Genomic DNA, 21513 nt, shown 5'->3' on the forward strand with positions numbered 1-21513 from the left:
TCAACCGCGCCGCACTCCGCGCATGGCAGCGTGATCAGCATGGATGCGATGCCGTTCGATGTCGTCAACAGCGCCCGAGTCGGTACCGCCAAACCAGATCCGCACATCTACCGCGTAGCGGCCGCGCGCGCCGGTGCCCCGGCCGCCCGCTGCCTGTTCGTCGACGACACCCTCCAGAACGTCGAGGCAGCTCGCGGACTCGGCATGCAAGCACTGCACCACCAAAACCCAACCCAGCTCCGCGAAGCCCTCGCTCCGGTGCTGGCAGAGGCTCGTGACTGATCATTCCGGTTCGTACCAGCTAACCTCGCCATCCTGCGCGCAGGCCGGGCGCACCTCGGCACCTCTACAGCGGGCCGTTGAGCCAGTTCTGGAGCAGGGGAGCCGTGATCGCTATCAGGTTCTCCTTGGGTTCCGCGCTGATCGCCTTGGTGCGCAGGACCAGGCGGGCTGCTCCTAGGCCCATCAGGTGGCTGCAGACCAGTTCCGCCCGGAGGCGGGCCTGCGGTCCGGGGAGGCGCTTGGCCAGGCGGGTGACCAGTTGGCGTTCGAAGTTCGCGCGGAACTGGGCTCCCGCCGGTCGTGACGAGGTGAACACCGCCCGGACCATCGGGTCGCCCTGGGTGCGGTCGTGGTAGTCCAACAGGGTTCGGACCAGGTGTTCGCCGAGGTGCGGGAGTTCGCAGTCCAGCAGGCGTTCGGCGTCCTGCTCGAAGGTCGAGGCCTCCTCGAACAGGTTCTCCTTGCTGCCGAAGTACTTCACCACCAGCGCCGCGCTGACCTCCGCGTCGGCGGCGATGTCGCGCAGCGTCACATCGGCGTAGCCGCACGACGAGAAGCGGCGGCGGGCCATCTTGAGGATGACCTCGCGGGTGGCGTACGCGTCGCGCCGCTGGTCCTCGCTGACCGCTGCGGCCGGACCCGTGCTGGGCATGTCGTTCAGGCTAGCGTGACCGCCCGATCGCGGTCGCCACCTGAGCGGTAACAGGCACGTACCGACGGGCGGTCGGGGTCGCCGCGGCGATCACCGCGGCCAGCAGTGCCGCCCCACCGGCCACCGTGAACACCCAGGAGTACGCGAACAACGACGGGTAGTTCACCCCGGAGATCTGCACCACCGACCCGGTGGTCAGCGCCACCACGATGGCGCTGCAACTGGACGTCCCGATCGAGCGGGCCAGGCTGTTCAGGCTGTTGGCCGCGGCGGTTTCGGTCGGCGGCACCGCCTGCATGATCAGCGTCGGCAGGGCGCCGTAGGACAGCGCGCCGCCGATCGCGACGACGGTCAGGTTGAACACCACCAGCGGTAACGGGTCGTGCAGCAGGGATCCGGCTAGGTTGCCCAGCGTCAGCACCGCGCCGCCCAGGATCAGCGTGGTCCGCGGCCCGCGCCGCCGGGAGATCTGCGCCGACACCGGCGAGAACACACCCATCGCGCCACCGATCGGCAGCAGCACCAACCCGGTGACCACCAGCGACATGCCGAAGCCGTAGCCGGTGCCCTCCGGGGCTTGCATGATCTGCGCGCCGACCATGAACCCGGCGAACATCGCCAGCCCGACCAGCACCGAAGCGATGTTGGTCAGCAGCACCGTGGGGCGCGCCGACACCCGCAGGTCCACCAGCGGCGCGGCGACGCGCAGTTCGTAGTAGCCCCACAGCACGAACAGCGCCGCTGCCGCCGCGAGCAGGCCGAGCACGAGACCGCTCGTCCAACCCCAGTCGTTGCCCTTCGAAATCGCCAGCAGCAGGCAGGTCAGCGCCGCCGACAGGCCGAGCGCACCGACGAAGTCGAACCGGCCGCCGCTGCGCAGCGACGATTCCGGCACCACCAGTCGGACGAGCAGGATCTCGCCGATGCCGAACACGGTCGCGCCCGCGAAGAGCCAGTGCCAGTTGAGGTTTTCGGCCACCAGCCCGGTGACCGGCAGCCCCACCGCGCCACCGATGCCCAGCGTCGCGCTCATCAGCGCGATTCCCGAACCGACCCGGTCCTCGGGCAACTCGTCACGCATGATGCTGATGCCCAACGGCACCACGCCGATCGCCGCGCCTTGCAGCACCCGGCCGACCAGCACCGCGATGAACTCGTCGCTGACCGCGCCGAGCGCGCTGCCGAGCGACATCGTCGCCAGCGCTACCAGCAGCATCCGCCGTTTGCCGTACATGTCGCCGAGTCGGCCGAGCACCGGCGCGCACACCGCACCGGCCACCAGTGTCGCGGTCACCAGCCAGGCCGCGTTGGCGCGCGTGGTGTCGAGGAGTCGGGGGAATTCCGGTAGTAGCGGTACGACCAGGGTCTGCATCAACGACACCGCGATCCCGCACGATGCGAGCACCCCGATGACGAGTTTCGAACGTCGCGGCGGGGCGGGGGAAGCGGAGGTGGCGTTGCTCATCTGGCTCCTCGCGATCGATGTGAACTTGTGTTCACCTCAGGAGTAAACCCGTGTTCACCCTGGGTCGCAAGACGCCGCTCGTGTCGTTTCGGCGGGACTAGGGAGGTTTCGTCCGCCATGAATGTCTACTGTGGATAGAAAAAGTCGTGAGCGTTCACTCCGGTTCTTTACCAGGATGAACGCTCGTGACTCTGACTTAGAGCTCGCGCGGATCGGGCGTAGCAGGGGTGGTCGTCAGGCAAGCGGCGTCAGCCGCTTCCCACCACCCTCGCAACTCGTACCGCCGCGGGTTCTCAGAGGCCTTCTCGCGAGGACAGCCACGATGTGGCTGGACATACATGAGTCGGGGATCCCGGACCGAGGGGGCGTCTGAGTGCCTGTCTTTGAAGTGGTCGTGTCGGGCCGTCCGCCTCGGGTGAGGTGGGCGATTTCGCGCGAAATCGCCGTCTCCCACGCGGGGCGGGTGGCGGTTTCGCGCGAAATCGCCAGGTCTGCCACCCGCACCGCCACGCAAACCAACCCGCGCACTCTCTTGGTGTCGCTGGCGGTGCGGTGGCTGGGCTCGGTGGCGCAGTGCTGGTTGCATCGGCGGCTCTTTTCGAGCAGCATCGCGGCGTGACGAGTGCTTCCAGCGCCCTGGGTGGCGAATTCCCGCTGGCCGCGGATCTGTTGGTCAGCCGAGTCGGTTTCGGTGCGATGCAGTTGGCGGGGCCGGGTGTGTTCGGCCCGCCCAGCGACCGCGAACGGTCGATCCGGGTGCTGCGGCGTGCGGTGGAACTGGGCATCAACCACATCGACACCTGCGACTACTACGGGCCGTGGGTGGTCAACGAGCTGATCGCGGAAGCGCTGCACCCCTACGGCGACGATCTGGTGCTGGTGACCAAGATCGGCTCCTACCGCGACCACCAGGGTGGCTGGCTGCCGCTGGGGCATCCGGACGCGCTGCGCGCCCAGGTGCACGACAACCTGCGCCGCCTGCGGCTCGAAGCGCTGGACCTGGTTTACCTGCGGTACCTCGCCGACCAGCCGGGCATCACGCTGGCCGACCAGCTCGGGGCGCTGATCGAGCTCCGCGAGCAGGGCTTGCTGCGCAACATCGGGCTGTCCAACGTGTCTGCCGCCCAGTTCGAGGAAGCGCAGCGGCACACCCGCATCGCGGCCGTGCAGAACCTCTACAACGTGGTCAACCGCACATCGGCGGAGTTGCTGGAGAAGGCCGCGGCAGCGGGTGCCGCATTCGTTCCGTTCTTCCCGCTGGGTTCCGGGTTCGCCGACAGCCGGGCCCGCGCGGACGGCGTGCTGCGCGCGGTGGCCGAGCGGCGCGGTGCCACCCAGGCGCAGGTGTCGCTGGCCTGGCTGCTGCGGCGCTCGCCGAACATCCTGCTGATCCCGGGCACCTCGTCGGTGGAGCACCTCCAGGAGAACACCGCCGCCGCGGACCTGGAGCTCACCGCCGAGGACGTCGCCGAACTCGACGCGATGGTCGCCGACGGCGAAACGCTCGAAGCGGCGCACTGATCCCCGCGGCTACCGCGGGGTAATCGTGTCGGTTTTGCGCTGAATGGCGGTCTCGATCGATACCGACGGTCGCGGCCGGGTTACGTCGAACAAGGGCGGCTGGTGTCACCCAGTAGTCTGGTCGACACGCACTGGCACGAAGGTGAGGCGAACCGTGACCGAACAGGCGATGTGGGTACCCGACAACGTCGACGAGGAGATCCCCAGCGCGGCACGGCTCTACGACTACCTGCTGGGCGGCGCGCACAACTTCGCGGCTGATCGTGCGCTGGCGGAGAAGTTCCTCGCCGCGCTGCCCAGCGCCCGCGATGTCGCCCGGCTCAACCGCTCCTTCCTGCGCCGCGCCGTGGTGTTCATGGCGCAGCAGGGCATCCGACAGTTCCTCGACATCGGTTCGGGCATCCCGACGGTCGGCAACGTGCACCAGATCGCCCAGGACGCCGATCCGCAGGCGCGGGTGGTGTACGTGGACTACGAGCCGGTCGCCGTCGCGCACAGCGAGTTGCTGCTGCGGGACAACGACAACGCCACCGTCATCCAGGCCAACATGCTCGAACCCGACGCGATCCTGCAGGATCCGGAGACCCGGCGGCTGCTGGACTTCGACGAGCCGATCGGCCTGATCATGGCCGGTGTTTTCCACTTCGTGCCGCACGAGGCGGACGCTCCGGCGATCATCGCCCACTACCGGGACGCGCTGGTGCCCGGCAGCTACCTGGTGCTGTCGCACTTCACCGCGGACATCAGCCCGGACGAGATGGCGGGTGTGATCGCGGTCATGCGGCACAGCGCCGACCCCATCCACACCCGGACGCACGCCGAGATCACCGAGTTGTTCACCGGTTTCGAGCTGGTGCCCCCGGGGGTGGTCGGTACCGCGCTGTGGCGACCCGAGCGGCCCGAACAGGCCGCTGACGAGCCAGGTGGCTCGCAGATCTACGCGGGGGCGGGACGCAAGAGATGAGGCGATCACGGGGGGCGTGGCGCTGATTCGCGGTGATGCTAGGAAGGCGTGGCACTGAGGCGATCCACTGGGGCGATTTTCGGCGGAAGTCGACGGACGGTTGAGATGAGCGAGGGAACCGCGAACGCCCCGCAGGCGTCGTCGGAGGTACTGGTCCGGCAGCGGCACGATGCCGACTGGCAGGCCGAGGTGGCGCACCGCTGGGCTGCCGAGCTCAGCATCGCCTCGTACATCCCGCTGTCCCGGCAGACCGTCGAGGACACCCTGTTGGAGCTCGTCGACCAGGTCATCGCGGCATTGGACAATCCGTCTATTGTGGACGAAGTGGGTCGGGTGGTCGGCACCCGGCTGGTGGACATCCGCGCCACCGGGGTGAACAGCCTTTCGCTGAGCCTGGACCTGCTGCGCGACGTGCTGGTCGACCAGCGCGGCAACGACGCGGTGCACCGCGTCCTGGCCCTGGTGATCGCGATCGCGGCCGGCTACGCCGCCGCGGACCGGCAGAGCACCTTCGACCAGCAGGAGACGCTCAAGCGGGCCCTGCTGCGCTCGAAGCTGAACGCCGATCGGGAACTGGCCGCCAGCGAGGCGCGGTTCGGCGAGGTGTTCACCACGACGCCGATCGGCGTCGCGATCTGCGACCTCACCGGGAAGTTCGTCCAGGTGAACCCGGCGTGGGAGGACACCCTCGGATACCAGGCGCCAGACCTGGCGGCGATGACCATCCACGACCTGTTCCACGCCGACGACGCGGAGTACCTGGCGGCCGCCTACGCCGAACTGGCCGAGGGCGGCGGCTCGAAGCGCCTCGGCGAGCGCAAACGCCTGCTGCGCGCGAACGGCGAAGAAGCGTGGGCGTACCTCGCGGTGTCGGTGCTGCGGGATTCCGACGGCACACCGCGCAACTTCGTCACCATGGTCGAGGACATCACCGAGCTGCACCTGCTGCAAGAACGCTTCCAGTACCAGGCGCTGCACGACGCCCTGACCGGGCTGCCGAACCGGCAGTTCTTCCACACCAGGCTGGAAGCGGCCCTGGCGAACCTGCCGCCCGACTCCCGACTGGCGCTCTACCAGCTCGGACTGGACGGCTTCGAGCTGATCAACGACGGTCTCGGCTACGAGACCGGCGACCGGGTGATCAAGGAGGTGGCCCGGCGGCTGGAGCGGCTGGTCGAGGACGAAGAGGCGATCGTCGCCCGCTTCGGCGGCACCGAGTTCGCGATGCTGGTCTGGGAGCAGGAGAAGACGCCGTCGGTGCCGAAGTTGACCCAGCTGATCAACGAGCTGCTCGCCGAGCCGGTCTACATCGGGGGACAGGGCATCGCCGCGTCGGCCAGCGTCGGCGTGGTGCAGCGGGTGGTGGCCGAGGCGGACGCGGCGAACATGCTGTGGGCCGCCGACGTCGCGCTGCGCCGCGCGGAGGCGGCCGGCAAGCGGCAGTGGGCGCTGTTCGACCCGGACAAGGCACCGGAGGAGCGGATCGAGTCCAAGCTGGCCGCGGTGATGCCCGGCGGGCTGGAGCTGGGCGAGTTCGACGTGGTCTACCGACCGCTGGCGTTCGTCGACAGCGGCAAGCTGATCTCGCTGGAAGCCGGACTGCGTTGGGAGACAGGCGGATACGGAACCCTCGAACACGAGACCTGCCTGCGGCTGGCGGAGCGCTCCGGCGTCACGCTGTCGTTGCGGGACTGGATGCTGGAAACCGCGTGGCAGCAGCTGTGCGAATGGCACGCCGCCGGGCACCGGGTGCAGTTGACCGTGTCGCTGAGCCCGAACCAGGGGCAGGATCCGGATCTGGCCGCGGTGATCCACCGGATGCTCGCCGCCGGTGACGTCGACCCGACCTGGCTGCGGCTGTGCTTGCCGGTGGCCGCGATCAGCGGCGACAACGAGGAGACCCGCGACAACGTCCGCCACCTCAACAGCCGCGGCATCAAGACGTCGGTGCACGGCTTCCACGGTTCACCGGCGGAACTGCGCCTGGTGCGGGACCTGCCGGTCGACGCCGTGCGGGTGGCCGACGAACTGGTCGAACTCGTGCGCACCGCGGAATCCGCCGATCTGCCGGAGGTGCGGGCGATCCGCGGTGTGGTTCCGCTGATCCACGCCTGCGGGGCGCGGCTGTGGGTCGGCAGCATCCGAACCGAAGAACAGGCCGCCAGTTGGCGCGAGATGGGTTGTGAGGTCGCGGCCGGGGAGCTCTACGGCGACCCGCTGCTGTCCTTCGACGTGCCGGACTTCCTCGGCGGAACCGACCTGTCCTGAGCGCCGGGGAGATTACCGGGACCAGCAACGAGAAACGGCCCCGCCGGAGGTGGCGGGGCCGTTTCTCGTTGCTGTCAGGTCAGTTCTGGTAGACCGGTTGGGTTTGCGGGTTGAACTCCTCGTAGCGGACCTTCTTGGCCGGATCCGTCCGCTCGTCGCGGATGTCCAGCACGTCCAGGCCTTCCTGGATGCCACTGGAGTAGATGTAGCCGTTGTAGTAGTACGCCGACCAGGAACCCGCCAGCTGCAGCTTCGCCGGGTCGAACGCGGTGCGCTCGAAGTAGGCGATCTCCTGCGGCTGCGAGGAATCGGTGAACTCCCACACCGACACGCCGCCCTGGTACCAGGCCTGCACCATGATGTCGCGGCCCTCGACCGGGATCAGCGAACCGTTGTGCGCCACGCAGTTCTCGGTATCGGCCTGCGGGCGGGGGATCTTGTAGTAGCTGCGGAACTCCAGCTTCGCGTCCGCACCGGAGCCGACGATGTCGTAGACGCCGTCCGCACCGCGGGTCGGGCCGGTCGCCTCGTTGCAGGTCGGCGCGCCGCCACCGCCGAGCTCGTCGGTGAAGATCACCTTGGTGCCCGCGTTGTTGAACGTCGCCGAGTGCCAGAACGCGAAGTTCTGGTCGTCGCGGACCTGGTTGATCACCCGCGGCGCTTCCCGGTCGGAGATGTCGAACAGCACACCGTCACCCATGCAGGCACCGGCGGCCAGGTCCTTCTCCGGGAACACCGTGATGTCGTGGCAGCCGGTGGTCGCGCTGGTCGTCGGCGTGCCCGGGTTGCCGCCGTCCGGGAACAGCACCGGCGCGTCGACCAGCACCGGCTCGGCCGGATTGTCCAGCGGCACCTTGATGATCGAGATCTTGTCGTGCGGTGGCTGGCACTTCGGGAACTCCGCGCGCGGACCGTAGGAGGAGACGTAGAGGTACACCGCCTCCCCGGCCTTGTCCGGCACCAGGGTGTGGGTGTGCGAACCGCAGTCGGTGGAGATCGCCGACACGTAGCGCGGCTTGGCCGGGTCGCTGACGTCGAAGACCTTCATGCCCTCCCAGCCGTTGGGGTCCGCCGCGTCGGTCTCCTCGCTGGTGCACGTGTTGTTCGTGCGCGGGTAGTCGGTGGAGACGAACAGCAGGTTGCCCGAGATCGAGACGTCACCCTGGCCGCCGGGGCAGAGCACCTGCGCGACGATCTCCGGCTTCTTCGGCTTGGCGATGTCGTAGACGACGAAGCCGTCGTAGCTGCCGACGAACGCGTAGTTCTGCTTGAACGCGATGTCCGTGCCGTAGGCCTCAAGCGTGTCGAACGGCGGCTGCTTCGGCAGGTTCGCGGTCTGCGTGATGTTGTCGCTCTTGATGATCTCGCTCGACGGGGCGGCGACGGTCTGCGCGGAGTGTTCCTCCGGGCGATCGTTCGGCGGGGTCGCCGCGGATGCCGGTGCGAGGGTCAGACCGAGGGCTAATACGCCGACAGCGGCCCCAACGGCTCGCCATCGAACTCTGGAACTCGGTTTCAAGACCATCCACCCCCATGCTGGGCTGAAGTTGCTGCCCCGGATCAGGGCAGTCGCAATCAGCGGTACCGAGGCGCCGCCGATGATCAGTATCGTGATGTCCGCTTGCCACCCCAATAGGCCGCCTGGGGGCATTTGGCCCGGTAGAAGGAGGATTGTCAGATGCGTCGGTTAGCCACCGGATTTGCGTTGCTGCTGGCAGCGGGTGTGATCGGTGGATGTGCCGCCGAGCAGACATCGCCGGCGGTGGTGCTGCCGGGAGCGCCGGGTGACGAGCCGCAGGTGGTGGCCAGCGTCACACCGAAGCCGAGTCAGCCGGTCGAAGTCGAGGCGGACTACCTGCGCAAGATGATCGCGCACCACCAGCAGGCCGTGCAGCTGACCGCGCTTTCCCCGGAACGCGCCGCGAACGCCAAGCTCCGCTCGCTGTCCGACCGGATCGGCGCGGCGCAGGGCCCGGAGATCAGCGCCATGCAGGGCTGGCTGGCCAGCCGGGGCCTCGACGAGCACGGCGGTCACGAGCACGCGGGCATGCCGGGGATGGCGGACATGACCGGTATGGCGGACATGCCGGGCATGGCGACGCCGGAACAGCTCGCCCAGCTCGCGGCGTCCCGAGGCGCCGACTTCGACCGGCTCTTCCTGCAGCTGATGATCGCCCACCACGAGGGCGCGCTCACCATGGCCACCGATTTCCTCACCGAAGGCCGCGAGGAACAGGTCCACGAGATGGCCCAGGACGTCCTGGTCACCCAGCAGGACGAGATCAACACCATGCGAGCCCTGCAGATCGAGGTGGGCTGACCTCCGCTCACCACCTGACCGGCAGGGCGTGCAGGCCGCGGATGAATACCCCGGTCTTCCAAAGGAGTTCGTCGGTCGCAACCTCCAGCTGGGGGAAGCGCTGGAGGAGGTCGCCGAGGCCGACTTCGAGTTCGATCTTCGCCAGTTGCGCGCCGAGGCAGCGGTGTATTCCGCCGCCGAAGGCGAGGTGCCGGTTCTCGGCGCGCGCGGGGTCGAAGGCGTCCGGGTCGTCGAACGCCGCCGCGTCGCGGTTGGCGGCGGCCAGCGCCACGAGCACGGTGTCGCCTTCCTCGATGGTCGCGCCGCCCAGTTCCACCTTCGCCGTGGCGACCCTGGGGAAGGTCACGTCGTGGCCGCACAGCGGCACGTACCGCAGCAGCTCGTCGACCGCCGTCGGCACGAGCTCGGGGTGCTCGACCAGCCGCCGCCACTGGTCCGGGTGTTCGTCGAGCAGCACGACGACCGAGTTGGCCAGCTGGTTCTTCGTGGTGTCGTGCCCGGCGACGAGCAGCCCGATTCCGAAGAGGACCAGCTCGTTCTGGTCCAACTTGTCGCCCTCGTCGTGGGCCTCGGTGAGCGCGCTGAGCAGGTCGTCGCCGGGGTTGCGCCGCTTCTCGGCGGCCAGCCCCGCGACGTACTCGCCCATCCGCGTCCACCCGGCCTGGACCTCGTCGCGGGGCAAGCCGCTGGTGGTGAGGAGCCGCTCGGTCCAGTCCTGGAAGCGCGGTCGGTCCGTGTGGGGCACCCCCAGCATCTCGCAGATGATCTCGATGGGCAGGGGGGCGGTGAAGTGCTCGATCAGGTCGACCGGTGGCGACATGGCGGCGAGCCGGTCCAGCAGCCCGGCCACCACTTCCTGCACGCGCGGGCGCAACTGCTCGATGCGCCGCGCCGTGAACACCTTGGCCACCAGCTTGCGCAACCGGGTGTGCTCCGGCGGATCGGTGCACACCAGCAGGCCGGGCGGTGGTTCGAAGGTGCCCAGGCGCGGAATGCCCGGATCGGTGGCGCGGGCAAGGCTGAACCGCGTGTCGACGAGCACGGCGTGCGCTTCGGCGTACCGGGTCACCAGCCAAACGGGTTGGCCGGAAAGTCGCACGCGCGAAACGGGATCCGCGGCGGCCTGCAACCGGGAGATCCGAAGGCCGTCGTCACCACCAGCGTCGCTCAGGGGAAAAACCGGAAGATCGCTTTCGGCACGCACAACGCCCTCCTCTCAAGGGGAACCGGCAAGCGCATCAGGGCAGCCGAAACCGTTGGCGGACGACCCGATTCGACGGAATATGCCAACCGGTGAAATTCCCCGAAACCCCAGAAATTTCGGACAAAACAGGCAGTTCCTGCGCAGCGTACCGAGCCCGGCGGTGGGTCGGCGACCAACGGCCCATCCGAAATTTGAGTGACGAAACCCGTTGCACCGCAGTCCAAATCCATCACCTGAACAGTCGCACCCAGTTACTGACCGTGTCGCATGTCGGTGCGCGGGCACCGCAACCATCGAATTCGGTGGCCCTGCGGGTTAATGGCGCTGGCGTTCTCTGAGCCACGCGTCCCGGTAGGCACGCCTGGCCCGCAACGGGCCGTCTCCCAGCGTCCACCGGACCCTGATCTCCCGCTCGCAAAAAGGAATGCGACACCGCCACCCCGCTCCTAATCGTGATCTCCGCTCATGAGTGAAGGGCACCTTTGACCGGGTAAGTCGGTCAAAGGTGCCCTTCACTCGGAAAAGATCACGCTTTCAGGGCGGCTCGGACGATGGCCAGGGCTTGTTCTTTCGGGATGCCGAGGGCGGGGTGATCCGGGAGTGGGTGGCGGCGGCTTCTGCTGCTCGGGCTGCCGCTTGGTTGCCCGCGTCGCTGACGAAGGTTCCCGCGCGGCTGCGGGTGTCGAGCAGGCCAGCGTGTTCCAGTTCGCGGTAGGCCTTCGCCGCCGTGTGTTCGTCGCTGTTGATCTGCTCCGTAACCTGTTCGAAGGGCGGTACGTCCGAGGTGTGGTCAACACCATGCGAGCCCTGCGGATCGAGGTGGCTGACCTCCGCTCACCACCTGACCGGCAGGGCGTGCAGGCCGCGGATGAAGCCACCGGTGTTCCACGGCAGTTCGTCGACGTCGACGTCGAGTTCCAGGTGCGGGAACCGCCGGAGCAGCCCGCCGAGGCCGATTTCGAGCTCGATCTTGGCCAGTTGGGCGCCGAGGCAGCGGTGGATGCCGTTGCCGAAGGCCAGGTGTCGGTTGTCGGTGCGCTCGGGGTCGAAGACCTCCGGGGCGTCGAAGGCGGCAGCATCGCGGTTGGCCGAGGTGAGCGAGACGAGCACGGTGTCGCCCGCGCCGATGGTCACGCCACCCAACTCGACTTCCGCGGTGGCGACCCGAGGGAATGTCACGTCCGAGCCGAACAGCGGCACCAGGCGCAGCAGTTCTTCGATCGCCGACGGCACGAGTTCGGGTTGCTCGACCAGCCGGTGCCATTGGTCGGGATGCTCGGCGAGCAGCATGACCACCGAGTTGGTCAGCTGGTTCTTGGTGGTCTCGTGCCCGGCGACGAGCAGCACGATTCCGAAGAGGACGAGTTCGTTCTCGTCGAGCTTGTCGCCCTGGTCGCGGGCGGCGATGAGCGAGCTGAGCAGGTCGTCGGTCGGGCGCTGCCGCTTCTCGGCGACCAACCCGGCGATGTAGTCGGTCATCCGCGCCCAACCGGCCTGGACTTCGGCGCGCGACCGGCCGGAGACGGTCATGATCAGTTCGGTCCACTCCTGGAACCGGGGCCGGTCTTCGCAGGGCACTCCGAGCATTTCGCAGATGATCTCGATGGGCAGCGACGCGGTGAAGTTCTCGATCAGATCGACCGGCGGCGACGTGGTGGCGAGGCGGTCCAGCAAGCCGTCCACCGTGTTCTGCACGTGCGGCCGCAACTGCTCGATGCGCCGCGCGGTGAACACCTTCGTCACCAGCTTGCGCAACCGGGTGTGCTCCGGCGGATCCATGGACAGCAGCAGGCCGGGTCGAGGTTCGAAGGTGCCGAGCCTCGGGACGTCCGGATCGGCGGCCCGCGCCAAGCTGAATCGCGGGTCGAGGAACACCGACTGCGCGTCCTGGTAACGGGTGATCAGCCAAACCGGCTGACCGGCCAGCAGCACCCGCGAAACGGGCTGCACGGCACGCAGCCGGGCGAACGTGGCATCGGGATCGCTGAACGGAAACACCGGAAGGAGATCGACTCCAGCTGCGCGCAAAACGCCTCCCTACGAGGAACCCACCGGAGAGTCGCAACACGATGAGCCGCGGTCGCCGAAAAGGCGCAGCCCGCCGGAACACGGCCCTCCGGCGACCTGGATCCCGCGGTTCGCGATGGAGGCTACCGAGCGGATGATCTTTGGGCGACCACCAACCGGTCCGATTTTCGGGTGACGAATCCCATTGCACCCCAACAAAAACCGCCTGATCAGCGGAACCGGCCACCGACCGGCGCAGCGCATTGGTCCGGCTGAAGGTGAGGGGCACCCGTGGCCCGGTTAGTTGGTCACGGGTGCCCCTCACCTGTCACGCCCACCACGCCCCGCCGCCGAGACCTGGGCACAACCCAACACCTGATCAGGTGGTGGGTGAAGGGCACCTTTGACCAAGTATGCCGGTCAAAGGTGCCCTTCAGCCCGGCAAAATCACGCTTCCAGGGCGGCTCGGACCATGGACAGCGCTTCGTCTCGGGAGATGCCCAAGGCGCGGGTGATCTGGGCGTAGGTTTGCGCTGCTTCGGCGGCGCGGGTTGCTGCCTCGTCGCCCGCGCTGCTGACGAAGGTTCCCGCGCGGCCGCGGGTTTCGAGCAGGCCAGCGTGTTCCAGTTCGCGGTAGGCCTTCGCCGCCGTGTTGGCCGCGATGCCCAGGTCGCTCGCCAGGGCTCGGACCGTTGGGAGCTTCGCGCCCACCGGCAGTTCACCCCTGTTGATCTGCTCCGCTATCGCCGACCGCACCTGTTCGAAGGGGGGAACGTCGGAGGTGTGGTCAACGCTGATCCGCATGGCTGCCGTCCCAGGTCGAGGCTTTTGGCCTGGCCAGTATCGGCCCGGGTCCTACGTGGACTCGCGGCGGGTCAGGCGCGCTGGTAAGGGGAAATCGAGATGCCGTTGGCGCACACCACTGCGCCGGTCCACGGGATCTGCTTCTGCTCCGAGGTGTTCGGCGGCGTCACGCCGACGGTCTTCGGTGTGACGCAGGGCGAGGATTCCGGGCTCGACGACCAGCCCAGCGGCGCGGAGAACCGTTCGCCCGGCTTGATCTCCAGCAACGACTGGCTCTCCCCGATCGTCGAGGTCGGGATGCTGATCGGCTGGTTGTTCGCGTCGTAGAACGCCAGTTCCGGGAAGCCGGGCAGGTTGCAGGCTTTGGTGCCGACGTTGGCGATGAACAGGTCGGCGCTGCGGGCCACGTCCTCGTCGCCGTGGTACTCGACGCGCATCGACAGCGTTTCGGCGGAGCACTTGCCGAAACCGGTGCCCTCTCCCGGATCCTCGGACGGCTGGTCACTGCCATGCATCGCGGACTCACCGGGCGCGATACCGGCCCGTGGCGCCCCCGGCGCGGACGGCGAGACGGGAGCCGGGGACGGCGCGCAGGCGGCCAGTCCGGCCGTCGCGGCCAGGGCTAGGACGGCGGTGGTGGCCCGGAGAGCTTGGTGGCGTCGCAATTTCTTTCCTTCCAGTGTCGGACTGTTGATCACTGGACGCATCGGACGCCGGGAGGTTGCGCGCGGGTTCAGGATTTCCGGAAGGCATCGAGCAGCCGCTCGGCGGCGAGGCTCGCGGTGAGTTCTCCAGCCCGCACCTGGGTTTCCACCTCGCCCACGATCGACCGCACCCCCGGGTGGTTGGCCAGGTCCGACATCAGCTGGTCGCGCACCAGCGCCCAGATCCACTCGACCTGCTGGCGGCTGCGCTTCTCGGCCAGTTCGCCGGTTTCGGCCAGCACCGCCCGGTGCTGCTCGATCTGCCCCCACACCGCATCCAGCCCGAGCCCCTGCAGACCGCTGCAGGTCAGCACCGGTGGCGTCCAGGTGGCGCTGAGCGGGGTGAGCAGCCGCAGGGCGCTGCGCAGCTCGCGCGCGGCCTTGCGGGCTTCGGCCGCGTGGTCGCCGTCGGCCTTGTTGACCGCGATGACATCCGCCAGCTCCAGCACGCCTTTCTTGATGCCCTGCAACTGGTCGCCGGAGCGGGCGAGGGTGAGCAGCAGGAAGCAGTCGACCATGCCCGCCACGGTCACCTCGGACTGGCCGACGCCGACGGTTTCCACCAGCACCACGTCGAAACCGGCCGCCTCCATCAGCAGGATCGTCTCGCGGGTCGCGCGCGCGACACCGCCGAGCGTGCCCGCTGACGGTGACGGCCGGACGAACGCCGCCGGGTCGGTCGCCAGCCGACCCATCCGGGTCTTGTCGCCGAGGATGCTGCCGCCGCTGCGGGTCGACGACGGGTCGACCGCGAGCACCGCGACGCGGTGCCCCGCCGCGGTGAGCATCGAACCCAGCGACTCGATGAACGTCGATTTGCCAACGCCCGGCACCCCGGTGATGCCGACCCGGTGCGCCCCGCCGCTGTGCGGCAGCAGTTCGACGAGCAGTTCCTGGGCCAGTGCGCGGTGATCCGCGCGAGTGGACTCCACCAGGGTGATCGCCTGCGCCAGCTTGGTGCGGGAACCGGCGAGCACGCCCTTGGCGTAGTCCTGGACGTCGATGGTTCGGGGCATGGTCAGTGGTCGAGTCGGGTGCGGAGTTCGTCGAGCAGGCCGAGCGCGGCGTCGGCGATCACCGTGCCGGGCGGGAAGATCGCGCTGGCCCCGGCCTGCCGGAGGGCGTCGAAGTCGGCCGGTGGGATGACCCCGCCGACGACGATCATGATGTCGTCGCGGCCGAGTTCGCGCAGCTCATCGCGCAGTGCGGGCACCAGGGTGAGGTGCCCGGCGGCGAGGCTGGAGACGCCGACGATGTGCACATCGGCCTCGGCAGCCTGCCTGGCCACCTCGGGCGGGGTCTGGAACAGCGGGCCCACGTCGACGTCGAAGCCGAGGTCGGCGAAGGCGGTGGCGATCACCTTCTGCCCGCGGTCGTGGCCGTCCTGCCCCATCTTGGCGACCAGGATGCGCGGTCGGCGTCCCTCGGCCACCGCGAAGTCGGCGACCTGCTGGCGGGCGGTCTCCAACCGCTCCGAGGGCCCCGACTCGTCCCGGTACACGCCGCTGATCGTACGGATCTGCCCGGAGTGGCGGCCGAAAACCTTCTCCAGCGCATCCGAGATCTCGCCGACGGTCGCCTTCGCCCGCGCCGCGTCGACGGCGAGGGTGAGCAGGTTGTGCGCCAGGTCGTTCGGCCGCTCGTCCGACAGCGATGCCTCGGCGGCGGCGGTGAGGCGGCGCAGTGCGTCCTCGCAGGCCGCGCTGTCGCGTTCGTCCCGCAGCAGCCGAAGTTTCGCCAACTGCTGCGCGCGGACCCCGGCATTGTCCACTTTGAGCACGTCGATCTGCTCGTCGCCGTCGTAGCGGTACTTGTTGACGCCGATCAGCGGCTGCCGCCCGGAGTCGATGCGGGCCTGGGTGCGGGCCGCCGCCTCCTCGATGCGCAGTTTGGGGATCCCGGCGTCGATGGCCTGCGCCATGCCCCCGGCGTTCTCGACCTCATCGATGTGCGCCCAGGCGCGTTCGGCGAGGTCGGCGGTGAGGCGCTCCAGGTAGTAGCTGCCACCCCACGGGTCGATGACCCGCGTGGTGCCGGATTCCTGTTGCAGCACCAGCTGGGTGTTGCGGGCGATGCGGGCGGAGAAATCCGTTGGGAGGGCGAGGGCTTCGTCGAGCGCGTTGGTGTGCAGCGACTGGGTGTGGCCCTGGGTGGCGGCCATCGCCTCGACGCAGGTGCGCACCACGTTGTTGTAGACGTCCTGGGCGGTCAGCGACCAGCCGGAGGTCTGCGAATGGGTGCGCAGCGACAGCGATTTCGGGTTGCTCGCCTCGTTGGTCGCCACCAGCTTCGACCACAGCAGGCGGGCGGCGCGGAGCTTGGCGACCTCCATCGCGAAGTTCATCCCGATGCCCCAGAAGAACGACAGGCGGGGCGCGAAGGAGTCGATGTCCAGCCCGGCCTGGCGTCCGGCGCGCAGGTACTCGACACCGTCGGCGAGGGTGTAGGCCAGCTCCAGGTCGGCGGTCGCCCCGGCCTCCTGGATGTGGTAGCCGGAGATCGAGATGGAGTTGAACTTCGGCATCCGCTGCGAGGTGTAGGCGAAGATGTCGGAGATGATCCGCATCGACGGCTGCGGCGGGTAGATGTAGGTGTTGCGGACCATGAACTCCTTGAGGATGTCGTTCTGGATGGTCCCGGCGAGCTGCTCCGGTGCGACGCCCTGCTCCTCGGCGGCGACGATGTAGAGCGCCATCACCGGCAGCACGGCACCGTTCATGGTCATCGACACGCTCATCCGGTCCAGCGGGATGCCGTCGAAGAGCTGCCGCATGTCGAAGATCGAGTCGATCGCCACTCCGGCCATGCCGACATCACCGGCCACCCGCGGATGGTCGGAGTCGTAGCCGCGGTGGGTGGCCAGGTCGAAGGCCACCGACAGGCCCTTCTGCCCGGCGGCCAGGTTGCGGCGGTAGAAGGCGTTGGACTCCTCGGCGGTGGAGAACCCGGCGTACTGCCGGATCGTCCACGGCTGGTTGACGTACATCGTCGGGTACGGCCCGCGCAGGAACGGCGCCAGACCCGGATAGGTGTGCGGGAAGTCCAGTCCCGCGACGTCGGCCGGGGCGTACAGCGGCTTGATGCCGATGCCTTCCGGCGCTTCCCACACCAACGCGTCGGCGTCCTTGCCGGTGGCGGCCAGCAGCGCCTGCTGCCACCGCGCCGGGTCGGCGGGGACGACCGGGGTGTCCAGCGCGACATCGGCGAAGTTCGGGATCTGCGTCATTTCCCCACTCCAATCCTGGCCTGGACATCGGTGAGCACGGCCAGCGCATCGCATCCGGCGAAGATGAACCCGTCGACGCCCGCCGGTGCCGGATCGCTCGGTTTCCCGGCCAACAGCACGCGCTGCGCGCCAGCGTCCCGCAGCGCTCGCGCGGTGTCCACGGCGCGTTCGGCGTAAACCGCGCCGCTGGAGCACAGGCACACCACCGGTGCGCCGGGGTAGGCGGCGAGAACGTCCTCAGTGGACTCGGTGGCTCCGGCGTCGGGGGCCTCGATCCCACCAGCGGCCAACAGGTTCCGCGCGAACGACGCGCGGGCGTTGTGCTCGGCGAGCGAGCCGAGCGTCGCGAGGAACACCGCGGGCCTGCTGCCGGTGGCGGCCAGGTGCGCATCGGCGGCGTCGCGCAGCCGCTCGAAGTCCTCGGCGTAGCGGTGCACCGGCAGACCGCCCGAAGGCTGCTCGGGGGCGGGCGCCCGCGCCAACGGCGGCTCGTCCAAGTTCGGGAACTCGCTGACACCGGTGATCGCGTCCGCGCGGCGCGCGATCGCGGCGCGGCGCTCGGCCCAGGTCGCGGCCAGCCGGTCGGCGATCAGACCGGATTCCAGCGCGGCGGGCAGCCCCCCGGCCGCCTCGATCTGCTGGAACCACCGCCAGGCGGTGCGCGCCAGTTCGTCGGTCAGCGACTCGACGTACCAGGATCCGCCCGCTGGGTCGATCACCTGCGCCAGGTGCGATTCCGCCAGCAGCAGCGACTGGGTGTTGCGGGCGATGCGTCGCGCGAAGGCATCCGGCAGGCCGATCGCGGCGTCGAACGGCAGCGCGGTCACCGCCTGGGCGCCGCCCATCCCGGCCGCGAAGGTCGCGATGGTGGTGCGCAGCATGTTCACCCACGGATCGCGCCGGGTCAGCATCGCCGCCGAGGTCACCGCGTGCTGCGACTGCGCGCGCGCCGACTCCGACGCGCCGCTGGAGCGGGTCACCTGCTCCCACAGCCGCCGCGCGGCGCGGAACTTGGCGATGGTCAGGAACTGGTCGGCGGTGGCGGCGAAGCGGAACTCCAGCAGCCCGGCGGCGGTGTCGATGTCCAGCCCGGCATCGGTCAGCCACCGCAGGTAGGTCGTGGCGACGGCCAGCGCGCAGCCCAGCTCCTGGGCATCCGATCCGCCCGCGTCGTGGTACGGCAAACCGTCCACGACCAGCGCCTTCAGCTCCGGGAACTCCGCCGCGCAGCGGCGGGCCAGCGCGACCGCGCCGTTGCGGTCGCCGACTTCGCCGGTGCGGGCCCGCACCCCGAGCGGGTCGGCGCCGAGGTTGCCGCGCAGCGCGTGGGCGCGCAGGCCCTGCTCGGCGGCCAGCGCCAGGAAGGCGTCGCTGGCGGCGGCGAATTCGGCACCCGCGTCCAGGGTCACGCCGATCATGTCGAGGTGGACTCCGACGAGCGCGTCGGCGAGGTCGTCCACGGCCAGCCCACCGGGCCCCAGCCGCAGCCACAGCGACGACACCCCGTTGTAGAGATCCGCCAAGATCTCCCGGTTGGTTTCGGCCGCGTCCGGGTTCTCGTGCCGCTGCCGCACGTCCCAGCCCTCGGCGACGCTGCCCTGCGGGCGGCTGCCGCGCACGAACGGCGCCAGCCCAGGCACACCGACCTCCGCCGGGCCTTCGGTGTACAGCGGGTGCACGGTGATGCCGTCGTAGGTGGACGAGGCCAGTGCGTCTTCGACCGGTCCCGGCGGTGTCTGCTCACCGAGCAGCCCGGAGCGCCGCAGCACCTTCTCGACCTGGGCCCGCCACTGCTCGCGGGTCGGTTCCGGACTGCGTTCGTGCGGGGCCGTCGCGCGCCCCGGCTCCACGGTGTGGGCGGGCTGCGGGCTGCCGCCGCTCGACGTCGAGTGCGCCACCATGGGACAGATGGTAGGCCGGTGCCCCCGAACCCAACCTGATCAGACCTGTGACACGCGTCCCAAGCAGTTTTGTGGACCATCAACAATTGCGCGCCCCACCCACCAACACCACGGGTTCACCCGATGAAGACGAGGTGAAGGGCACCTTCTACCAACTTGGCGAAAGGTGCCCTTCACCTGTCACCCGAACGGAGAACGGCGCTGCTCGTGGCGTTACGTGAAATGTGTTCAGGTGCGGGGCTTACGGCTGGCGGCCGCAGACGTGGTAGACCCAGCCCGTTTCCGGGGTGTAGTGCAGTTCGTAGTGGGTTTCGATCTTCGGGCCGTCGTGCAGGTGGATGTGGCGCAACAGCCGACCCGCGACCGCTTCCGAATCGCGGAGGTCCTGGACCCGACCGTCCAACGGTCCCCCGACGAAACGCACGTTCCGGCTCGCCATGACACGCCTCCTCCCGTACGCAGGTCTGCTGCCCGGTCCGGTGGGCCCAGTCCAGAGTCCCAGTCCGGTGTCTCCGTTCAATGGTCTCCGATCTCGGGGGCGCGACACCAGCGCAGCGCGAACCACAATTCCATCCGAACTTCCGGGTCGCCGAGATCCACCCCCAGCGTCCGTTCCACCTGCCCGATGCGGTGCCGCACGCTGTTGCGGTGCACGCCGAGCGCGGTCGAGGTCCGCTCCCAGCTGCCGTGGTGGGCGAGCCAGACGCGCAGCGTGTCGAACAGGCCGCCGCTGCGCTGGTCCGGGTCGAGCCGGTGCAGCGGACCGAGCACCTCGGCGGCGAAGGCTTCCGCCGAAGCCGATTCGACCACTGTGGACAGTCCGAGTCCGGTGCTGTCGGCCAGGATCGGGCGGTCGAGCGCCTGGGCGCGGTGCAGCAGGTTCTCGACCTCCCGCATCGCCTGCGGCAGCGCCGCCGCGTCGTGCGCCCGGCCGACCACCACCAGCCAGCCCTGCTCGCGCATCCCGGCGACGACCTCCGGATCGGGCGCGGTGCCGACGATCGCGGTGAAGCCGCCGTCGTCGGCGAGCCGCACCAGCGGCGTCCGCAGGCGGGCGCTCAACCAGTCGTGGTCGGCGGCGCGGTCCTTCGGCCGCCGACGCAGCGCGGCTCCGGCGACCACGCGATAGCGATCAACCGGCAGCACGCCGCGCAGCACGTCGGTGGGCGACGCGCTGTGCAACAGCAGCGAGGTGGTGGCCGCACCGAGCGCGGCGGTTCCCGTTCCGGAGCGGTCCGCCAGGCCGAGCAGCCCCGCGCCGACGGCGATGATCGCTCGCTCGGCGCCGTCGAAGCGGGTCCGGCGGCCGACGACGAGCAGGTGCGAGGCCGTCGCCTGCGGCGAAACGGGTTGCGCCAGCACGGAAGTCCCATCGGGCAGCTCGGTGGTGGCGGTGCGGGGCCCGCGACCGGTGCGCAGCCGGGCGAGCAGCTCCGGCAGTTCGGCGGGCGGCCACGGTGCCGGTGCGCGGTGCTCGGCGACCGGCTCGTCGCGCGCCCCGACCAGGGCGACCCAACCGCCCAACCGCTGCGCGAGTTCCCGGATCAACGGGACCAGGCCGTCGACGGCCGCCTTGGTCAGGGCCTCCCGCGCGACGGCCGCCCGCCGCTGGTCGCGTTGCTCGGCCTCGGCGAGCGCGACCGCGACGGCCCGGCTGATCGCCAGGAACGGCGTGCGCTGCGCGACCACGAGCAGCGGCAGACCGTGCCGCACGCACGCGGCGCGAAGCGACTCCGGCAGTTCCTCGTGCATCGGCGGCGTCAGGCCGAAACCCAGCGCGGTGACCCCGGCGTCGAGCAGGCCCCGGACGTAGCGGTCGACGTCTTCCCGCTCGACGGCGAGGTTCACGCCCGCGGTCAGCAGCAACTCGTCACCCAGCAGGTACGGGGCCGGATCGCGCAGCTCGCTGACGTGCGCCCAGCGCACCGGCAGGTCGAAGGCGCCGGGGCGGATGCTGTCCGCGACGACGTCCAGGGCGAGCCCCGGATCGTCGACGACCGCCCGCAGCGGAATGGCAGCGGAAACGACACCACTGGTCATAGGGACCAGAGCCTAGATCGAACCAGGACGGATCGTCCCATGTCGCCGGTGGTCGTCCAGGCCTACGGTGTTGCGACAACGGCAGTGGTCCGGCTCGTTCGCCGACCCCGCCGGGCGCACCGGTGCGTGCTTCTCGCGCCGCAGTGCTCGATTTC

The 21513-nt window shown here is 69.4% G+C and carries 17 protein-coding genes; 5 read left to right on the forward strand and 12 right to left on the reverse strand.

The window, feature by feature from the left end:
* Nucleotides 1-48: 48 nt before the first annotated feature.
* Complete coding sequence (locus ACTWQN_RS28425; RefSeq protein WP_443206665.1) at nt 49-282, forward strand: HAD-IA family hydrolase; 234 nt, start codon at nt 49-51, stop codon at nt 280-282.
* 64 nt (nt 283-346) lie between these two features.
* Here the strand turns inward: ACTWQN_RS28425 and ACTWQN_RS28430 are convergent, their stop codons facing one another.
* Both ACTWQN_RS28430 and ACTWQN_RS28435 read right to left on the reverse strand, forming a co-directional pair.
* Entirely contained in the window at nt 347-934 is a 588-nt protein-coding gene (locus ACTWQN_RS28430) for a TetR/AcrR family transcriptional regulator (protein ID WP_443206666.1), read from the reverse strand.
* A gap of 10 nt (nt 935-944) precedes the next feature.
* The gene (locus ACTWQN_RS28435; protein ID WP_443206667.1) at nt 945-2399 is read right to left on the reverse strand and encodes an MFS transporter; all 1455 of its coding nucleotides are present in this window, start codon (nt 2397-2399) and stop codon (nt 945-947) included.
* A gap of 615 nt (nt 2400-3014) precedes the next feature.
* Between ACTWQN_RS28435 and ACTWQN_RS28440 the strand changes: the two genes are divergently transcribed.
* From ACTWQN_RS28440 to ACTWQN_RS28450, 3 genes are all read left to right on the forward strand, one after another.
* Entirely contained in the window at nt 3015-3920 is a 906-nt protein-coding gene (locus ACTWQN_RS28440) for an oxidoreductase (protein ID WP_443206668.1), read from the forward strand.
* 154 nt (nt 3921-4074) lie between these two features.
* Nucleotides 4075-4884 carry an SAM-dependent methyltransferase gene (locus ACTWQN_RS28445; RefSeq protein WP_443206669.1) on the forward strand — a complete coding sequence of 270 codons (810 nt, stop codon included), beginning with the start codon at nt 4075-4077 and terminating at the stop codon, nt 4882-4884.
* A gap of 105 nt (nt 4885-4989) precedes the next feature.
* Nucleotides 4990-7152, forward strand: coding sequence for a putative bifunctional diguanylate cyclase/phosphodiesterase (locus tag ACTWQN_RS28450; protein WP_443206670.1), 2163 nt, complete (start codon nt 4990-4992; stop codon nt 7150-7152).
* Nucleotides 7153-7231: 79 nt separating this feature from the next.
* Here the strand turns inward: ACTWQN_RS28450 and ACTWQN_RS28455 are convergent, their stop codons facing one another.
* Nucleotides 7232-8677 (reverse strand): LVIVD repeat-containing protein, encoded by a 1446-nt coding sequence (locus ACTWQN_RS28455; RefSeq protein ID WP_443206671.1) that lies wholly within the window; start codon nt 8675-8677, stop codon nt 7232-7234.
* Between the two features lie 153 nt (nt 8678-8830).
* Between ACTWQN_RS28455 and ACTWQN_RS28460 the strand changes: the two genes are divergently transcribed.
* Complete coding sequence (locus ACTWQN_RS28460) at nt 8831-9472, forward strand: DUF305 domain-containing protein (protein WP_443206672.1); 642 nt, start codon at nt 8831-8833, stop codon at nt 9470-9472.
* Nucleotides 9473-9479: 7 nt separating this feature from the next.
* Here the strand turns inward: ACTWQN_RS28460 and ACTWQN_RS28465 are convergent, their stop codons facing one another.
* The 9 genes from ACTWQN_RS28465 to ACTWQN_RS28505 all read right to left on the reverse strand — a co-directional run bounded on the left by ACTWQN_RS28465 (nt 9480) and on the right by ACTWQN_RS28505 (nt 21358).
* Complete coding sequence (locus ACTWQN_RS28465; RefSeq protein ID WP_443206673.1) at nt 9480-10676, reverse strand: cytochrome P450; 1197 nt, start codon at nt 10674-10676, stop codon at nt 9480-9482.
* A gap of 834 nt (nt 10677-11510) precedes the next feature.
* Nucleotides 11511-12704, reverse strand: a complete 1194-nt coding sequence (locus ACTWQN_RS28470; protein ID WP_443206674.1) for a cytochrome P450 — start codon at nt 12702-12704, stop codon at nt 11511-11513.
* Between the two features lie 426 nt (nt 12705-13130).
* Nucleotides 13131-13487: a GntR family transcriptional regulator gene (locus ACTWQN_RS28475; RefSeq protein ID WP_443206675.1), complete on the reverse strand. Its 357-nt coding sequence runs from the start codon at nt 13485-13487 to the stop codon at nt 13131-13133.
* Nucleotides 13488-13558: 71 nt separating this feature from the next.
* The gene (locus ACTWQN_RS28480) at nt 13559-14152 is read right to left on the reverse strand and encodes a DUF4232 domain-containing protein (RefSeq protein ID WP_443206676.1); all 594 of its coding nucleotides are present in this window, start codon (nt 14150-14152) and stop codon (nt 13559-13561) included.
* Between the two features lie 68 nt (nt 14153-14220).
* The gene (gene meaB / locus ACTWQN_RS28485) at nt 14221-15207 is read right to left on the reverse strand and encodes a methylmalonyl Co-A mutase-associated GTPase MeaB (RefSeq protein ID WP_443206677.1); all 987 of its coding nucleotides are present in this window, start codon (nt 15205-15207) and stop codon (nt 14221-14223) included.
* A gap of 2 nt (nt 15208-15209) precedes the next feature.
* On the reverse strand, nt 15210-17417 hold the full coding sequence (scpA, locus tag ACTWQN_RS28490; RefSeq protein WP_443206678.1) for a methylmalonyl-CoA mutase: 2208 nt from the start codon (nt 17415-17417) through the stop codon (nt 15210-15212).
* Entirely contained in the window at nt 17414-19318 is a 1905-nt protein-coding gene (locus ACTWQN_RS28495; RefSeq protein WP_443206679.1) for a methylmalonyl-CoA mutase family protein, read from the reverse strand. Before ACTWQN_RS28495 ends, scpA begins: the two co-directional genes overlap by 4 nt.
* A 241-nt stretch (nt 19319-19559) precedes the next feature.
* Nucleotides 19560-19757 carry a DUF8847 domain-containing protein gene (locus ACTWQN_RS28500; protein ID WP_443206680.1) on the reverse strand — a complete coding sequence of 66 codons (198 nt, stop codon included), beginning with the start codon at nt 19755-19757 and terminating at the stop codon, nt 19560-19562.
* 77 nt (nt 19758-19834) lie between these two features.
* Nucleotides 19835-21358, reverse strand: coding sequence for a PucR family transcriptional regulator (locus ACTWQN_RS28505; protein ID WP_443206681.1), 1524 nt, complete (start codon nt 21356-21358; stop codon nt 19835-19837).
* Between the last annotated feature and the right edge of the window lie 155 nt (nt 21359-21513).

The sequence above is a fragment of the Saccharopolyspora antiqui genome (assembly GCF_052246905.1).
GTDB lineage: Bacteria > Actinomycetota > Actinomycetes > Mycobacteriales > Pseudonocardiaceae > Saccharopolyspora.